The 17,720-nt window shown below is 54.5% G+C and carries 16 protein-coding genes; 14 read left to right on the forward strand and 2 right to left on the reverse strand.

What is annotated here, in order from left to right; translation table 11 throughout:
• The 6 genes from dnaA to O9K67_RS00030 all read left to right on the forward strand — a co-directional run bounded on the left by dnaA (position 1) and on the right by O9K67_RS00030 (position 8,476).
• A complete protein-coding gene (gene dnaA / locus O9K67_RS00005; RefSeq protein WP_061492399.1) occupies positions 1–1,398 on the forward strand; it encodes a chromosomal replication initiator protein DnaA in 1,398 nt (465 codons plus the stop codon).
• Between the two features lie 4 nt (positions 1,399–1,402).
• Entirely contained in the window at positions 1,403–2,503 is a 1,101-nt protein-coding gene (dnaN, locus tag O9K67_RS00010; RefSeq protein ID WP_061492400.1) for a DNA polymerase III subunit beta, read from the forward strand.
• A gap of 147 nt (positions 2,504–2,650) precedes the next feature.
• Positions 2,651–3,724, forward strand: a complete 1,074-nt coding sequence (gene recF / locus O9K67_RS00015) for a DNA replication/repair protein RecF (protein WP_061492401.1) — start codon at positions 2,651–2,653, stop codon at positions 3,722–3,724.
• A 28-nt stretch (positions 3,725–3,752) separates the two neighbouring features.
• Positions 3,753–6,167, forward strand: coding sequence for a DNA topoisomerase (ATP-hydrolyzing) subunit B (gene gyrB, locus O9K67_RS00020; RefSeq protein WP_061492402.1), 2,415 nt, complete (start codon positions 3,753–3,755; stop codon positions 6,165–6,167).
• Between the two features lie 170 nt (positions 6,168–6,337).
• Positions 6,338–7,150 carry a sugar-phosphatase gene (gene yidA / locus O9K67_RS00025; RefSeq protein WP_061492403.1) on the forward strand — a complete coding sequence of 271 codons (813 nt, stop codon included), beginning with the start codon at positions 6,338–6,340 and terminating at the stop codon, positions 7,148–7,150.
• Positions 7,151–7,249: 99 nt separating this feature from the next.
• Positions 7,250–8,476, forward strand: coding sequence for a DUF3748 domain-containing protein (locus O9K67_RS00030; RefSeq protein ID WP_061492404.1), 1,227 nt, complete (start codon positions 7,250–7,252; stop codon positions 8,474–8,476).
• A gap of 1 nt (position 8,477) precedes the next feature.
• On the opposite strand, the gene O9K67_RS00035 is transcribed toward O9K67_RS00030, so the two are convergent.
• Positions 8,478–8,807, reverse strand: coding sequence for a YceK/YidQ family lipoprotein (locus O9K67_RS00035; RefSeq protein WP_061492405.1), 330 nt, complete (start codon positions 8,805–8,807; stop codon positions 8,478–8,480).
• A 311-nt stretch (positions 8,808–9,118) separates the two neighbouring features.
• Here O9K67_RS00035 and ibpA point away from each other — a divergent pair, with 311 nt between their 5' ends.
• The 3 genes from ibpA (at position 9,119) to O9K67_RS00050 (ending at position 11,922) form a co-directional block, all read left to right on the forward strand.
• The gene (ibpA, locus tag O9K67_RS00040; protein WP_061492406.1) at positions 9,119–9,532 is read left to right on the forward strand and encodes a small heat shock chaperone IbpA; all 414 of its coding nucleotides are present in this window, start codon (positions 9,119–9,121) and stop codon (positions 9,530–9,532) included.
• Positions 9,533–9,641: 109 nt separating this feature from the next.
• Entirely contained in the window at positions 9,642–10,070 is a 429-nt protein-coding gene (ibpB, locus tag O9K67_RS00045; protein WP_061492407.1) for a small heat shock chaperone IbpB, read from the forward strand.
• A 190-nt stretch (positions 10,071–10,260) separates the two neighbouring features.
• Complete coding sequence (locus O9K67_RS00050; RefSeq protein ID WP_061492408.1) at positions 10,261–11,922, forward strand: putative transporter; 1,662 nt, start codon at positions 10,261–10,263, stop codon at positions 11,920–11,922.
• Here the strand turns inward: O9K67_RS00050 and O9K67_RS00055 are convergent.
• Complete coding sequence (locus tag O9K67_RS00055) at positions 11,890–12,636, reverse strand: GntR family transcriptional regulator (RefSeq protein ID WP_061492409.1); 747 nt, start codon at positions 12,634–12,636, stop codon at positions 11,890–11,892. The two genes, O9K67_RS00050 and O9K67_RS00055, sit on opposite strands and share 33 nt — an antisense overlap.
• Positions 12,637–12,856: 220 nt before the next feature.
• Between O9K67_RS00055 and O9K67_RS00060 the strand changes: the two genes are divergently transcribed.
• The 5 genes from O9K67_RS00060 to O9K67_RS00080 all read left to right on the forward strand — a co-directional run bounded on the left by O9K67_RS00060 (position 12,857) and on the right by O9K67_RS00080 (position 17,720).
• Complete coding sequence (locus O9K67_RS00060; protein ID WP_061492410.1) at positions 12,857–14,470, forward strand: alpha-glucoside-specific PTS transporter subunit IIBC; 1,614 nt, start codon at positions 12,857–12,859, stop codon at positions 14,468–14,470.
• A complete protein-coding gene (locus tag O9K67_RS00065) occupies positions 14,470–15,792 on the forward strand; it encodes a 6-phospho-alpha-glucosidase (protein WP_061492411.1) in 1,323 nt (440 codons plus the stop codon). Before O9K67_RS00060 ends, O9K67_RS00065 begins: the two co-directional genes overlap by 1 nt.
• A 106-nt stretch (positions 15,793–15,898) precedes the next feature.
• On the forward strand, positions 15,899–16,246 hold the full coding sequence (locus tag O9K67_RS00070) for a YidH family protein (RefSeq protein ID WP_061492412.1): 348 nt from the start codon (positions 15,899–15,901) through the stop codon (positions 16,244–16,246).
• Positions 16,236–16,586, forward strand: coding sequence for a DUF202 domain-containing protein (locus O9K67_RS00075; protein ID WP_061492413.1), 351 nt, complete (start codon positions 16,236–16,238; stop codon positions 16,584–16,586). Before O9K67_RS00070 ends, O9K67_RS00075 begins: the two co-directional genes overlap by 11 nt.
• Positions 16,587–16,595: 9 nt before the next feature.
• On the forward strand, positions 16,596–17,720 hold the full coding sequence (locus O9K67_RS00080) for an anaerobic sulfatase maturase (RefSeq protein ID WP_271044626.1): 1,125 nt from the start codon (positions 16,596–16,598) through the stop codon (positions 17,718–17,720).

Genomic DNA, 17,720 nt, shown 5'->3' on the forward strand with positions numbered 1-17,720 from the left:
GTGTCACTTTCGCTTTGGCAGCAGTGTCTTGCCCGATTGCAGGATGAGTTACCAGCCACAGAATTCAGTATGTGGATACGCCCTTTGCAGGCGGAATTGAGCGATAACACGCTGGCTTTGTATGCGCCAAACCGTTTTGTCCTCGATTGGGTTAGAGACAAGTATCTCAACAATATCAATGGACTGCTGAATGACTTCTGCGGTACGGACGCCCCACAACTGCATTTTGAAGTCGGCACCCGCCCGGTCAGCCAGACGCTGAGGGAACCCGCCAGCGTTGCCGCGCCAGCGCAAGCAGCGCAAGTGGTTGTACAGCGCGCCGCGCCTGCAGCGCGTCCAGGCTGGGACAATGTGCCCGCACCGGCGGAACCGACTTACCGCTCCAACGTTAACGTCAAACATACCTTTGATAACTTTGTTGAAGGTAAATCAAACCAGCTCGCCCGTGCGGCAGCCCGCCAGGTGGCAGACAACCCCGGCGGCGCCTATAACCCGCTGTTTTTATATGGCGGAACTGGTCTCGGTAAGACTCACCTGCTGCATGCGGTGGGCAACGGCATTGTGGCGCGCAAGCCCAATGCGAAAGTGGTGTATATGCACTCCGAGCGTTTTGTCCAGGACATGGTAAAAGCCCTGCAAAACAATGCGATCGAAGAGTTTAAACGCTACTACCGTTCCGTAGATGCGTTGTTGATTGACGATATCCAATTCTTTGCTAATAAAGAACGATCCCAGGAAGAGTTTTTCCACACGTTTAACGCGCTGCTGGAAGGTAATCAGCAGATCATTCTCACTTCGGATCGTTATCCGAAAGAGATCAACGGTGTTGAGGATCGTTTGAAATCGCGCTTTGGCTGGGGCCTGACCGTTGCGATCGAACCGCCGGAACTGGAAACCCGCGTGGCGATCCTGATGAAAAAAGCAGACGAGAACGACATTCGTCTGCCGGGGGAAGTGGCTTTCTTTATTGCGAAACGTCTGCGTTCTAACGTGCGTGAGCTGGAAGGGGCGCTGAACCGCGTGATTGCTAACGCCAATTTCACCGGACGGGCGATCACCATCGATTTCGTGCGCGAAGCGCTGCGGGATCTGTTGGCGCTACAGGAAAAACTGGTCACCATCGACAATATTCAAAAGACGGTGGCGGAGTATTACAAGATCAAGGTGGCGGATCTGCTGTCCAAGCGCCGATCCCGTTCGGTAGCCCGCCCGCGCCAGATGGCGATGGCGCTGGCAAAGGAGTTGACCAACCACAGTCTGCCGGAAATCGGCGACGCGTTTGGCGGCCGCGACCATACTACCGTGCTGCATGCCTGCCGTAAGATTGAGCAGTTGCGTGAAGAAAGCCATGATATCAAAGAAGATTTTTCCAATTTAATCAGAACATTATCTTCGTGACGCTATGAAATTTACCGTTGAACGTGAACATTTATTAAAGCCGCTGCAACAGGTAAGCGGCCCACTGGGTGGACGCCCTACGTTGCCGATCCTCGGAAATCTGTTGCTTCAGGTGACCGAAGGTGCGCTGTCGTTGACCGGAACCGATCTCGAAATGGAGATGGTGGCACGCCTTGCGTTGATCCAGCCACATGAACAAGGTGCGACAACGGTTCCGGCGCGTAAGTTTTTCGACATCTGCCGTGGTTTGCCGGAAGGTGCGGAAATCGCCGTGCAGCTGGAAGGCGAGCGTATGCTGATCCGTTCCGGGCGCAGCCGTTTCTCCCTTTCCACGCTGCCCGCTGCTGACTTCCCGAATCTGGATGACTGGCAAAGCGAAGTGGAGTTCACGCTACCGCAGGCGACAATGAAACGCCTGATCGAAGCGACGCAGTTCTCCATGGCGCATCAGGACGTGCGTTACTACTTAAATGGCATGCTGTTCGAAACTGAAGGCGAAGAGCTGCGTACCGTTGCTACGGATGGGCACCGTCTGGCTGTCTGCTCCATGCCGATTGGCGAATCATTGCCAAACCATTCGGTGATCGTGCCGCGTAAAGGCGTGATTGAGCTGATGCGCATGCTCGATGGCGGCGATACCCCGCTGCGCGTGCAGATTGGCAGCAACAATATTCGCGCACACGTTGGCGATTTTATTTTTACTTCCAAGCTGGTTGATGGCCGTTTCCCGGATTATCGCCGCGTATTGCCGAAGAATCCGGACAAAACGCTGGAAGCAGGCTGTGATTTGCTGAAGCAGGCCTTTGCCCGTGCCGCTATTCTCTCGAACGAGAAATTCCGCGGCGTGCGTCTGTACGTGAGCGAGAATCAGATCAAAATCACTGCCAATAACCCGGAACAGGAAGAAGCAGAAGAGTTTCTTGATGTCACCTATGCCGGTAGCGAGATGGAAATTGGTTTTAACGTTAGCTATGTGCTGGATGTCCTGAATGCGCTGAAGTGCGAAAATGTCCGTATACTGCTGACTGACTCCGTTTCCAGCGTACAGATTGAAGATGCGGCGAGCCAAAGCGCGGCCTATGTCGTTATGCCAATGCGCTTGTAGAATCTGTAAAGGGGCTGGTTTACTTGCCATTTCGTCTTCCGGCAGTGCTCGAAATGCTCGCGTACTTCGTGTACGCTCCGCTTTCTGTGCGCTGGCGGTAAACGAACTGGCTGCGACACTCACGCCCCTGGACTGATGCCCTGAACTATGTCACTGACCCGCCTTCTGATTAAAGACTTCCGTAATATCGAGAACGCAGATCTCGCGTTATCTCCAGGCTTTAATTTCCTGGTCGGCGCCAACGGGAGCGGTAAAACCAGCGTTCTCGAAGCTATCTATACGCTCGGACATGGTCGGGCGTTTCGCAGTTTGCAAATCGGTCGTGTGATCCGTCATGAACAGGAAGCGTTTGTTCTGCATGGTCGTTTGCAGGGGGAAGAGCGCGAAACGGCTATTGGTCTGACAAAAGATAAGCTCGGCGACAGCAAAGTACGTATTGATGGCACCGACGGCCACAAAGTGGCGGAACTGGCGCTGTTAATGCCGATGCAACTGATTACGCCCGAGGGGTTTACCCTCCTTAACGGTGGCCCCAAATACCGAAGAGCGTTCCTTGATTGGGGATGTTTTCACAACGAAGCCGGTTTTTTCACCGCCTGGAGCAATCTCAAACGCTTGCTGAAACAGCGCAATGCCGCACTGCGCCAGGTAACGCATTACGCACAGTTACGCCCATGGGATAAAGAATTGATCCCCCTGGCTGAGCAGATCAGCCGCTGGCGCGCCGAATACAGCGCAGCCATTGCCGAAGATATGGCCGATACCTGCCAACAATTTTTACCTGAATTTTCCCTGACGTTTGGTTTTCAGCGCGGGTGGGAAAAAGAGACCGATTACGGTGAGGTGCTGGAGCGCAATTTTGAGCGCGACCGCATGCTGACCTACACCGCTCACGGCCCGCATAAAGCGGATTTCCGCATTCGTGCGGACGGCGCGCCGGTGGAAGATACACTGTCGCGCGGGCAGTTGAAACTTCTGATGTGCGCACTGCGTCTGGCGCAGGGGGAGTTTTTAACCCGCGAGAGCGGACGACGCTGTTTATACCTGATAGATGATTTTGCCTCAGAACTTGATGACGCGAAGCGTGGGTTGTTAGCCAGCCGCCTGAAAGCGACGCAGTCACAGGTTTTTGTCAGCGCGATCAGCGCCGAACACGTGATGGACATGTCGGACAAAAATTCGAAGATGTTCACCGTGGAAAAGGGTAAAATAACGGATTAACCCAAGACTAAATGAGCGAGAAACGTTGATGTCGAATTCTTATGACTCCTCCAGTATCAAAGTCCTGAAAGGGCTGGATGCGGTGCGTAAGCGCCCGGGTATGTATATCGGCGATACAGATGACGGCACCGGTCTGCACCATATGGTATTCGAGGTGGTAGATAACGCTATCGACGAAGCGCTCGCAGGGTACTGTAAAGACATCGTTGTCACCATCCATAGCGATAACTCCGTCTCCGTACAGGATGATGGTCGCGGTATTCCGACCGGTATTCACCCGGAAGAGGGCGTGTCTGCGGCGGAAGTGATCATGACCGTACTGCACGCAGGCGGTAAATTCGATGATAACTCCTATAAAGTTTCCGGCGGTCTGCACGGTGTAGGCGTTTCCGTGGTAAACGCCCTGTCGCAGAAACTGGAGCTGGTTATCCAGCGCGATAACAAAGTCCACCGTCAGATTTATGAACACGGCGTGCCGCAAGCTCCGCTGGCCGTAACGGGCGATACCGAAAAAACCGGTACCATGGTGCGTTTCTGGCCGAGCTATGAAACGTTCACTAACGTCACCGAATTTGAGTATGAAATTCTGGCGAAACGCCTGCGCGAGCTGTCATTCCTGAACTCTGGCGTTTCTATTCGCCTGCGCGATAAGCGCGACGGCAAAGAAGATCACTTCCACTACGAAGGCGGCATCAAAGCGTTCGTTGAGTATCTCAACAAGAACAAAACGCCGATCCACCCGAATATCTTCTACTTCTCTACCGAAAAAGACGGCATCGGCGTTGAAGTTGCGCTGCAATGGAACGACGGTTTCCAGGAAAATATCTACTGCTTTACCAACAACATTCCGCAGCGCGACGGTGGTACTCACCTTGCCGGTTTCCGCGCCGCGATGACCCGTACGCTGAACGCGTACATGGATAAAGAAGGCTACAGCAAAAAAGCCAAAGTCAGCGCGACCGGCGACGATGCCCGTGAAGGTCTGATTGCGGTGGTTTCCGTTAAAGTGCCGGATCCGAAGTTCTCCTCACAGACCAAAGATAAACTGGTCTCCTCTGAGGTGAAATCGGCGGTAGAGCAGCAGATGAACGAACTGCTGGCGGAATACCTGCTGGAAAACCCGTCTGATGCGAAAATCGTCGTCGGTAAAATTATCGATGCGGCGCGTGCCCGTGAAGCGGCGCGTAAAGCCCGTGAAATGACCCGTCGTAAAGGTGCGCTGGATCTGGCCGGCCTGCCGGGCAAACTGGCGGATTGCCAGGAGCGTGACCCGGCTCTGTCCGAACTCTACCTGGTGGAAGGGGACTCCGCGGGCGGTTCTGCGAAGCAGGGCCGTAACCGTAAAAATCAGGCGATACTGCCGCTGAAAGGTAAAATCCTTAACGTTGAGAAAGCGCGCTTCGACAAGATGCTCTCTTCGCAGGAAGTGGCGACGCTTATCACCGCTCTGGGCTGCGGCATCGGGCGCGATGAGTACAACCCGGACAAACTGCGCTATCACAGCATCATTATCATGACCGATGCGGACGTCGATGGTTCGCACATCCGTACGCTGCTGCTGACCTTCTTCTACCGTCAGATGCCGGAAATCGTTGAGCGTGGCCATGTCTACATTGCTCAGCCGCCACTGTACAAAGTGAAGAAAGGCAAGCAGGAACAGTACATCAAAGATGACGATGCGATGGATCAGTATCAGATTTCCATCGCGCTGGATGGCGCAACGCTGCACACCACCGAAGGTGCTCCTGCATTGTCGGGTGAAGCGCTGGAAAAAATGGTCTCTGAATACAACGCCACGCAGAAGATGATTGGTCGCATGGAGCGTCGTTTCCCGCGTACGCTGTTGAAAGCGCTGATTTATCAACCGACGCTGACAGAAGCCGATCTCGCTGAGGAACAGAAGGTTACGCGTTGGGTAAATGCGCTGGTCAGCGATCTGAACGAGAATGAGCAGCACGGTAGCCAGTGGAAGTTCGATGTGCGCAAGAACAACGAGCTGAACCATTTCGAGCCGATCATTCGCGTACGTACTCACGGTGTGGATACCGATTATCTGCTGGATAACGAATTCGTTACCGGTGGCGAATACCGCCGTATTTGCACCCTCGGCGAGAAGCTGCGCGGTCTGATGGAAGACGACGCCTTTATCGAACGTGGTGAGCGTCGTCAGCCGGTTGCCAGCTTTGAACAGGCGCTGGACTGGTTGGTGAAAGAGTCACGTCGTGGTCTTGCTATCCAGCGTTATAAAGGTCTGGGTGAAATGAACCCGGAACAGCTGTGGGAAACCACCATGGATCCGGACAGCCGCCGCATGTTGCGCGTCACGGTAAAAGATGCGATTGCTGCGGATCAGCTCTTCACAACCCTGATGGGGGATGCCGTAGAACCGCGTCGCGCCTTTATTGAAGAGAACGCCCTGAAAGCCGCGAATATCGATATTTAATCGTCTTTCTGACCGGGTAACAGAGGCCGGATACGGTATAAGCCGCCATCCGGCATGAAAAAGGGGAATCCAGGTTCCCCTTTTCGGCCCCTTTTTCCTCCCGTCGCGCTGCTGTTTTTTGAGCGGAATCGCGTTAGCATGAGTCCGGAAATATCTCACCTGGGGACCTCATGGCTATCAAACTTATTGCAATCGATATGGACGGCACGCTGTTGCTGCCCGATCACACCATCTCTCCCGCTGTTAAAAATGCCATTGCTGCGGCACGCGAACGCGGCGTCAATGTCGTGCTCACCACCGGTCGGCCATACGCAGGCGTTCACAGCTATATGAAAGAGCTGCATATGGAGAGGGAAGGCGATTATTGCATCACCTATAACGGCGCACTGGTGCAGAACGCCAGCGACGGTAGCACCGTAGCGCAAACGGCGCTGAGCTATGACGATTACCGCTATCTTGAAAAATTGTCCCGTGAAGTGGGTTCGCACTTTCACGCGCTGGATCGCAACACCCTTTACACCGCCAACCGCGATATCAGCTACTACACGGTGCATGAATCCTACGTTGCCACCATTCCGCTGGTCTTCTGCGAAGCGGAAAAAATGGATCCGGCGACCCAGTTCCTCAAAGTGATGATGATTGACGACCCGGTAATCCTGGACCAGGCCATTGCCCGCATCCCGCAGGAAGTGAAAGAGAAATACACGGTGCTGAAAAGCGCGCCGTACTTCCTCGAAATCCTCGATAAACGCGTCAATAAAGGCACCGGTGTGAAATCCCTTGCAGAGGCTTTGAACATCAAACCGGACGAGATCATGGCGATTGGCGATCAGGAAAACGACATCGCCATGATTGAATACGCAGGCGTTGGCGTGGCGATGGACAACGCAATCCCATCGGTGAAAGAGGTGGCGAACTTTATCACCAAATCCAATCTGGAAGACGGCGTTGCTTACGCGATTGAGAAGTTTGCGCTGAACTGAGTTCAGCCAACACGCGCGTGAAGAACCATAAAGTGAGATGTAGGCTAACGCCGCGCATTGCTATACCCTGAAGCGATATTTTGGCTTCAGGGTACTTTCATGAAACAACTCACCTTTGCCCCCCGCAATCATCAACTGACCAACACCCAAACCTGGACACCGGACAGCCAGTGGCTGGTGTTTGACGTCCGCCCTTCTGGCGCATCGTTTACCGGTAAAACCATCGAGCGAGTCAATGTGCAGACCGGGGCGGTGGAGGTGCTGTATACCGCTCCTGATGGCGCGCATGTGGGGGTGGTAACGGTAAATCCGCAGACTGAAAAGTACGTCTTCATTCATGGCCCGGAGAACCCGGACGCCGACTGGCAATACGACTTTCATCATCGCCGTGGTGTGGTGACGGAAAATGGCTCAACCCATAATCTCGATGCAATGGATATCACCGCGCCTTACACCCCCGGCGCGCTGCGCGGTGGCTCACATGTGCATGTCTTTAGCCCGAATGGCGAATTCATCAGCTTTACCTATAACGACCACGTTATGCATGAGCGTTCCCCGGCGCTGGATTTACGCAACGTCGGCGTTGCTGCGCCATTTGGCCCGGTTAACCCACCCTGCACGCATGCTCGTGAGTACGGCGGCAGCCACTGGAGCGTGCTGGTAAGCCGCACGACGCCTGCGCCTGTTCCGGGTAGTGACCAGATTAACCGGGCGTACGAAGAGGGCTGGGTGAGCAACCAGCAGCTGGCGTTTATTGGCGACACGCTGTCGCTGACCGGTGAAAAAGTGCCGGAGCTATTCATTGTTACGCTCCCTCACAATGAACAGGGCTGGAAAACAGCGGGCGACGCACCGCTACAAGGAACGCCGGATACCCTGCCCGCACCGCCGCAGGGCGTGGTGCAACAACGTCTGACCTTTACCCACCATAAACCTTTTCCGGGTCTGGTGAATGTGCCGCGTCACTGGGTGCGCAGCCATCCGCAAGCGATGCAGATTGCGTTTCTGATGCGCGACGACCAGGGCATTGTTCAACTCTGGTTAATCAGCCCGAATGGCGGCGAGCCGCGCCAGCTGACGCAAACCACCAGCGGGATCCAGTCGGCGTTTAACTGGCATCCTTCGGGTAAGGCGCTGGGATTTGTTCTGGAAAACCGTATTGCGCTGTGCGACGCGCAACGCGGAGAGATAACCTTTTTGACTTCCGATCATGGAAATCCGCCGTCGGCAGATGCGGTGGTCTTTTCGCCGGATGGCAAAAAGATTGCGTGGATGCAAGACGTGGACGGTTTCCGCCAGTTATGGATGACGGAAACCGGGCTGTAGTTTAGTGGGTGGGCATCGGTGCGGGCGGGATAACGGAATTGGTGGCAAAGTTTTCCTGTTCGCTCTTTTCCACCCGCGATTTTATTGAGTTATCACGACGAAACAGATCCCATGGCAGCAGTAAGGTGTCCATCACCGCTGTGAAAGGCATATCCAGAACCACCAGCGATTTCATGCCAATACCGGTGTCATCGTCCGCCATCATGGCCGAACTGGCTCGCGTGCCGGGATAAACCCCTTCTTTGCCGCCGGTGTGCGACATGACGCTGGAGCATCCCGATAACACCATTCCGCAGAACAACACAAAAACTACCAGAATATTTTTCATCATTGGCTAATCATCGTTATTGGCAGTGTGAACACCGTTCCGCGATTATGGCTTTTCCGCAGAGTAAAAAATCAGCGTTCGGGTTCCGCTCTGTGGCGGCATTCGCACTTTGACCATTTGTGCTGTAACCCCAGTCTAAGCGTTGCCACAGAAAGTGCAAAAAAAAGTCGATATTTGCCCCTTGAAATCATTACTGCCAGCCACATTTTAGGAATAGAGCCGGGGACACGCCGTAAGGGTGTTTGGCTACTGTTGCATGGCCTGTCCATTGTGGAAGGCAAATAACAATCTCGCTGATGTCAGGAGCTTTATGTATGCGTAACTTCGATCTTTCTCCGCTTTACCGTTCTGCTATTGGTTTCGACCGTCTGTTTAATCTGCTGGAAAACAATCAAAGCCAAAGCAATGGCGGTTACCCTCCGTACAACGTGGAATTAGTGGACGAAAACCACTACCGCATCGCTATCGCCGTGGCGGGGTTTGCTGAAAGTGAACTGGAGATCACCGCGCAGGACAACTTGCTGGTGGTAAAAGGCTCCCATACCGCCGAGCAAAAAGAACGTACCTATCTCTATCAGGGCATCGCCGAACGTAACTTTGAGCGTAAATTCCAGTTGGCCGAAAATATCCATGTCCAGGGTGCTAACCTGGTCAATGGTCTGCTGTACGTCGAACTCGAACGCGTGATCCCGGAAGAGAAAAAACCGCGTCGCATCGAAATTAACTGATTTATTCCGGGTCGCGCTGGCGGCCCATTCCGAACATGCTCGCCGACAGGGAGCATATGCGAGCCGCGTGCTCGCAGGTATTTACTCGCTTCTTTGAAGGAGAAACACAATGCGTAATTACGACTTATCCCCCCTGCTGCGTCAGTGGATCGGTTTCGACAAACTGGCCAACGCGCTGCAAAGCACCACTGAGCAACAGACCTTTCCGCCTTACAACATTGAAAAGGGCGATGACAACCACTACCGCATTACCCTGGCGCTGGCGGGCTACCGTCAGGAAGAGCTGGATATCCAACTGGAAAGCGGTCGTCTGACTATCAAAGGGACGCCGGAAAAACCCGCCAACGAACCGAAATGGCTGCATCAAGGGCTGATCATCCAGCCGTTCAGCCTGAGCTTTACGCTGGCTGATTTTATGGAAGTTTCCGGCGCTACGTTCAATAACGGTTTACTGCATATTGATCTGCTGCGAAATCTCCCGGAAACGGCAGCCCCACAGCGTATCGCCATTAGCGAGCGCCCGGCCTTAACCAGCTAATGTCAGCGATAAGAAAGCGCCGCCCGTCGGCGCTTTTTTTATGCGCGCCGTTTGTACCAATATCCTCCTTCCCCCGCATTGACGCTATCACGAGAGGCAACAAAAGCCGCGCGCTTTGTGCGCCATCACCCATACAAGCACGGCTGCCTCTGCCAGAATCGAAATAGTCATCATGTGGAAGGAAGCATTCATGAGTGATATCGCGTTAACAGTAAGCATACTGGCGCTGGTCGCGGTTGTCGGTTTGTGGATCGGTAATGTGAAGATACGCGGCGTCGGTTTTGGCATTGGCGGCGTGTTATTCGGTGGGATCATTGTCGGGCACTTTGTTGACCAGTTGGGTGTACCCTTAAGCAGTCCGATGCTCCATTTCGTGCAGGAGTTTGGTCTGATCCTCTTTGTCTATACCATCGGCATTCAGGTGGGGCCGGGTTTTTTTGCCTCTTTGCGTGTTTCTGGTCTGCGGCTCAATTTGTTTGCCATTCTGATTGTTATCCTCGGCGGCCTGGTAACCGCTATCCTGCATAAAATTTTTGCCATTCCATTACCAGTGGTGCTCGGTATTTTTTCCGGCGCGGTCACTAACACGCCAGCGCTCGGGGCCGGGCAGCAGATCCTGCGCGATTTGGGCGTACCCGGCGCAGCGGTTGATCAAATGGGGATGAGCTATGCGATGGCCTACCCGTTTGGGATTTGCGGTATTTTGCTGACCATGTGGCTGCTGCGGGTGCTGTTTCGCGTCAACGTTGAGGACGAAGCGCGGCAGCATGACGCCACCCTGAGTCACGGCACGTCGCTTATCCGCACCATCAATATTCGCGTCGAAAACCCGAACCTCAACAATATGGCGATTCAGGATGTGCCCATTCTCAACAGCGATAAAATCATCTGCTCGCGGTTAAAAAGGGCTGATTTGCTGATGGTGCCCTCGCCCACGACACTGATTCAGTCCGGGGACTTGCTACACCTGGTCGGGCTGCCAGCAGACCTGCACAACGCACAACTGGTCATCGGCCAGGAGGTGGACACCTCGTTGTCGACACGCGGGACGGATTTACGCGTTGAGCGGGTGGTGGTGACTAACGAGAAAGTGCTGGGGAAAAAAATCCGCGACCTGCACTTTAAAGAGCGGTACGACGTGGTGATCTCCCGGCTTAATCGTGCGGGGGTGGAGCTGGTCGCCAGTAGCGATGCTGGCCTGCAATTTGGCGACATTCTCAATCTGGTCGGCCGTCCGTCGGCTATTGAAGCGGTAGCCAATGAAGTCGGCAATGCGCAGCATAAACTGCAACAGGTGCAAATGCTGCCGGTGTTTATCGGTATCGGGCTGGGGGTGTTACTGGGCTCAGTACCGGTTTTTGTGCCGGGTTTTCCGGTCGCACTGAAATTAGGTCTGGCGGGCGGCCCGCTGATTATGGCGCTGATCCTCGGGCGTATTGGCAGCGTAGGCACGCTGTACTGGTTTATGCCGCCGAGTGCTAACCTGGCGTTGCGTGAGCTGGGGATTGTGCTGTTCCTGGCGGTGGTTGGGCTGAAATCCGGGGGGGATTTTATCGCCACGCTGACGCATGGCGATGGGTTGAACTGGATGTGTTACGGCATTTTTATCACCGCCATTCCGCTGATCACCGTTGGCGTACTGGCGCGGATGCTGGCGAAGATGAACTATCTGACCCTGTGCGGCATGCTGGCGGGGTCAATGACCGATCCCCCTGCGCTGGCCTTTGCTAACGGCCTGCATGCCACCAGCGGGGCGGCTGCGCTCTCCTATGCCACGGTGTATCCGTTGGTGATGTTTCTGCGCATTATCACCCCGCAGCTACTGGCGGTGATCTTCTGGGGGCTGGGGTAAGGACATATCAGGGTGGATGCGCCGTAGGTGGTAATCCACCTGGTAATCACGGGTATTGCGGAACATGACGGAATAGTTGAGAAACTCGCCGCTGTCGCTGTAGGACAGAGAGGTAATACGCAGCAGCGGCGTGTGTTCTTCAACATTAAGTACCATTGCTACCTGTTTATCCGCCAGCACCGGCGTCAGGCTTTCGTAATTGCCGCTGATGGAAATACCGCACTCCTTCTCGATATAGTCGAATTTAGACCCTTCGAGATGCGCCAGCGAGAGAGTGCGGAACAGCTTCACCGGCATATAGCTATCTTCCAGCATTAAGGGTTTGCCTTCGACATAGCGCACCCGGCGCGAAAAGTAGATCCGCTCATTAATTTGGATGCGTAACTGGCTGGCGATAGCGGGCGGCGCGGGCATCACTTCAAACAGCAGCACCTGGCTGTGTACCTCCTTCCCCTGTTGACGCAGTACTTCCACCAGTCCGGTCAGATTGGTGGTTTCGTGGTGTACATCTTTGCGCGTCACATAGGTGCCACTGCCGTGGCGGCGCACCACCAATCCCCAACCTACCAGCAAGTCGATCGCCTTGCGGATGGTCATCCTCGCCACGCCAAATTCCAGCGCCAGTATTTTTTCACCAGGCAGCGGGCTGCCAATGTGGTAATCCGACGAATTCAGCCGCAGGCGTAATCGTTCGGCAATGGATTTATAGATCACCTGTAGACCTCTTTAGGGGCATAACGCCGGGAATAGGGGGTGAGCCTGTCTATTTTTATGATGAAAAGTAGACCTGACAGAGCCAAATAAAACCATGAGGGCTATCACGGATCGCAGCGGCGCACCCTGCTCGCACTGAAGCAAATTCTTATGCTCATTTCAGGCCAATACACCATAACAAGGCCTCTACCCCTACAGGTTGTTCAATGAGGATTTGAAAATGCTCAGTCAAATACAACGTTTTGGCGGCGCCATGTTTACCCCGGTGTTGCTGTTTCCCTTCGCCGGTATGGTGGTTGGGATCGCTATCATGCTGCGCAACCCGCTGTTCGTCGGAGAAGCACTGACCACACCCGACAACCTCTTTGCGCAGATCGTTCACATTATTGAAGAAGGCGGCTGGGCGGTGTTTCGTAATATGCCGTTGATTTTCGCCGTCGGTTTACCCATTGGCCTGGCGAAGCAGGCCCAGGGCCGCGCCTGTCTCGCTGTGTTGATTAGCTTCCTGACCTGGAACTATTTTATTAATGCCATGGGGATGACCTGGGGCCATTTCTTTGGTGTCAACTTTGCAGCAGACCCTGTTACCGGTAGCGGATTAACACTGATTGCCGGTATTAAAACCCTTGATACCAGCATTATCGGCGCGATCGCTATTTCCGGCCTTGTGACGGCGATACATAACCGCTACTTCGATAAACCATTGCCGGTCTTCCTCGGCATTTTCCAGGGGACATCGTTTGTGGTGATTATCGCATTCCTGGCGATGATCCCCTGCGCCTGGTTAACGCTGTTGGGCTGGCCGAAAGTGCAACTGGGCATTGAGTCGTTACAGGCGTTCTTACGTTCCGCCGGGGCGCTGGGCGTGTGGGTCTACACCTTCCTGGAGCGCATCCTGATCCCGACCGGGCTGCATCACTTTGTTTATGGGCCGTTTGTTTTTGGTCCGGCGGCAGTGGAAGGCGGCATTCAGGTGTACTGGGCGCAGCATTTACAGGAATTTAGCCAGAGCACCGAAGCGTTGAAAACCCTCTTCCCGCAAGGTGGTTTTGCCCTGCACGGTAACTCGAAAGTGTTCGGTTCCGTCGGTATTGCGCTGGCGTTGTGGTACACCGCATCGCCGGAAAACCGTGTTAAAGTTGCAGGCTTACTGATCCCCGCCACACTCACGGCAGTGCTGGTGGGCATTACCGAACCGCTTGAGTTTACCTTCCTGTTTATCTCCCCGCTCTTATTTGCTGTTCACGCCGTGCTGGCCGCCAGTATGGCGACGGTGATGTACAGCTTTGGCGTGGTGGGCAATATGGGGGGCGGCCTGCTTGACCAGTTCTTACCGCAGAACTGGATCCCCATGTTTCATAACCATGCGGCGATGGTGCTGACACAGATTGGCATCGGTCTCTGTTTTACCGCGCTCTATTTCCTGGTTTTCCGCACGCTGATTGTACGCCTCAACCTCAAAACGCCGGGGCGGGAAGCGAGTGAAGTGAAGCTCTACAGCAAAGCGGACTATAAAGCAGCGCGAGGTCACACCACGGCTCCGGTTGCGGCGCAAACGAGCCAGGCTGCTGGTTTCCTGAAAGCACTTGGCGGCACGGCGAATATTGAAAGCATTAACAACTGTGCGACACGGTTACGTATCACGCTGAATGATATGGCGAAAACCGACAGCGACGATGTTTTCAAAGCGCTGGGCGCGCATGGCGTAGTGCGGCGCGGTAACGGCATTCAGGTGATTGTCGGGCTGCATGTTCCTCAAGTGCGTGAACAGCTTGAATTCCTTATGAAAATCCCTGTAACGAACGAACTATCCACTCTGTCGGAGGCTGTATAATGAAAAAATTCTCTGTGGTAATCGCCGGCGGCGGTAGCACCTTTACACCGGGTATCGTCCTGATGTTGTTGGCTAACCGCGATCGCTTTCCTCTCCGCGCGCTTAAATTTTATGACAACGATGGCGCGCGTCAGGAAACCATCGCCGAGGCCTGTAAAATTATTCTCCGTGAGCAGGCACCAGACATCGACTTTAGCTACACCACCGATCCGAAAACCGCCTTTAGCGATGTGGATTTTGTCATGGCGCATATTCGCGTGGGCAAATACCCGATGCGCGAAAAAGACGAGAAAATCCCGCTGCGCCACGGTGTGGTGGGGCAGGAAACCTGCGGTCCGGGTGGGATCGCTTACGGTATGCGTTCTATTGGCGGCGTACTGGAGCTGGTGGATTATATGCAGCAGTATTCGCCCAATGCCTGGATGCTCAACTACTCCAACCCGGCGGCGATTGTCGCGGAAGCAACCCGTCGCCTGCGCCCACAGGCGAAAATCCTCAATATCTGCGATATGCCTATCGGCATCGAAGGCCGGATGGCGCAGATAGTCGGCCTGCCCGATCGTAAAGCAATGCGGGTGCGTTACTACGGGCTTAATCATTTTGGCTGGTGGACATCGATTGAGGATCAGAACGGCAACGATTTAATGCCGAAATTACGCGAATATGTCGCGAAAAATGGTTATGTTCCACCCGCAAAAGATGAACATACCGAAGCGAGCTGGAACGACACTTTTGCCAAAGCAAAAGATGTCCAGGCGCTGGATCCGGATACCATGCCGAACACCTACCTGAAGTATTACCTCTTCCCGGATTACGTTGTCGCTCACTCTAACCCTGAACGTACCCGTGCGAATGAAGTGATGGATCACCGTGAAAAACAGGTTTTTAGTGCATGCCGCGCGATTATTGAAGCGGGGAAATCATCTGCCGGTGAGCTGGAGATCGACGAACATGCGTCTTACATCGTTGATCTGGCGACCGCCATTGCCTTTAACACCCAGGCGCGAATGCTATTGATTGTGCCGAATAACGGCGCGATCCATAACTTCGACGCCGACGCGATGGTGGAGATCCCTTGCCTTGTGGGGAAAAACGGCCCGGAACCGTTGACGGTCGGCGATATTCCACACTTCCAGAAAGGGTTGATGAGCCAGCAGGTGGCGGTAGAGAAACTGGTGGTGGACGCCTGGGAACAGCATTCCTACCAGAAGTTGTGGCAGGCTCTCACCCTGTCGAAAACCGTCCCCAGCGCCTCTGTCGCCAAAGCCATCCTTGATGATTTGGTAGAAGCAAACAGAGATTACTGGCCTGAACTGCATTAATCCTCGCGACCGGCATCATCAGGATGCCGGTCCTTTACGTGAAACGTGTCGAAAAAAACGGTCGTATCCGCTACTTTGTTGACCAGAACCACAACAAGGAGTCCCCATGAAGATCTCCCGCGTCGGCGAAGCGCCGGATTATCGCTTCTCGCTGGCTAACGAGCGCACCTTTCTGGCATGGATCCGCACGGCGCTGGGCTTTCTGGCGGCGGGCGTGGGTCTGGACCAACTTGCCCCGCAGTTTGCCACCCCCTTGATCCGCGAAGTGCTGGCGCTGTTGCTGTGCCTGTTTTCCGGTGCTCTGGCGCTGTACGGTTATCTGCGCTGGCTACGTAATGAGAAAGCGATGCGCCTGAAAGAGGATCTGCCTTACACCGGAGCGTTACTGGTCATCAGTGTTGCTCTGCTGATGGTGGCGCTGGTAGTGATGGGGCTGGTGTTCTATGGCGGGTAGCCGTAAGGCCCGCCGTGAGGGCGATCCCGGGCTGCAACCTGAACGTACGTCGCTGGCGTGGCTGCGCACGTTATTTGGCTATGGCGCGTTGATGGCGCTGGCGGTTCGACACAACTGGCAGCACTCCGGTATGCCATTCTGGATCTCGCTGGCCGTGCTGGCGCTGGCGGCGGGTTTGCTGTGGCGCTATACGCGCAAACGTATCGTCATGGATGTTGAAAAAGATGATTTTGCCCAGGCGGGCGCAATACGTGACAAATTATTGATCTCCCTCGCGGTGCTCTCCCTCGCGTTACTGTTTGCTGTAACCCATATACGCCAGCTACTTCTATTTCTTTGAGGAGATTGCATGCCAGGCTGTCACGTTATGGCCAAGCCCGCCAGTTCGCGCTGCAACCTTAACTGCCGTTACTGTTTTTATATTGAAAAACAGCAGCAAAGCGTTATGGACGACGCCACGCTGGAGGCATTTATCCGCCAGCAGATCGCGGCTCAACCCGACAACGCCATTGTGCCGTTTGCCTGGCAAGGTGGGGAACCAACACTCTGCGGGCTGGATTTTTTCCGCCGCGTTGCCGCGTTGCAAAAGCAGTACGCTGACGGCAAACGTATCGAAAACGCCTTTCAGACCAATGGCCTCTTGCTGAACGACGACTGGTGTCGCTTTTTTCGCGAGCATGGCTGGCTGGTGGGGATTTCCATTGATGGCCCGGCGGATTTGCATGATGCCTATCGCGTTAATCGCAGCGGTAAACCTTCGCATCATCATGTCGTGAATGCCATCCAGTTGCTGGTGAAACACCGGGTTGAGTTCAATCTGCTGTGCGTCGTCAATGCGCTGAATAGCCAGCAGCCGCAACGCCTGTACCGCTATTTACGCAGTCTTGGCACGCCATTTTTGCAATTTATCCCGCTGGTCGAACAGGATGCGCAGGGGCAATTAACCGCTGAGTCGGTGAGCGGCGATGCGTGGGGAACCTTCCTGAATACGGTGTTTGATAGATGGGCGCTGGACGATATTGGTCGGGTGTACGTCCAGCTTTTTGATTCGACGCTGGGCGTGTGGAGCGGCTACCCGTCGCAAATGTGCACGTTTGGTGAAACCTGCGGCCATGCGTTTGCACTGGAGGCCAATGGTGATATGTATGCCTGCGATCACTATGTCTACCCTGATTATCGCCTGGGCAATCTGCATCAGATCCCGATTAGCGAGATCAATGCCAGCCGCGACGCCACGGCTTTCGGGCAGAGCAAAAAAACCACCCTCAGCGATGAGTGTCGCCACTGCGAAGTGCTGCGGTTTTGCCAGGGCGATTGCCCGAAGCACCGCATTCAGCGGGGAAAGAGCGCGTTGTGCGAAGGCTATCGCCGTTTTTTCAGCCACACCGCGCCGCACATGCGCGTGATGCGTGACCTGCTTCGCCAGCGGCGTTCCCCAATGGAGTTGATGGCAATTCTGCGCAAATCGGGCTGA

The sequence above is a fragment of the Kosakonia oryzendophytica genome, assembly GCF_027886705.1.
GTDB classification, from domain to species: Bacteria; Pseudomonadota; Gammaproteobacteria; order Enterobacterales; family Enterobacteriaceae; genus Kosakonia; species Kosakonia oryzendophytica.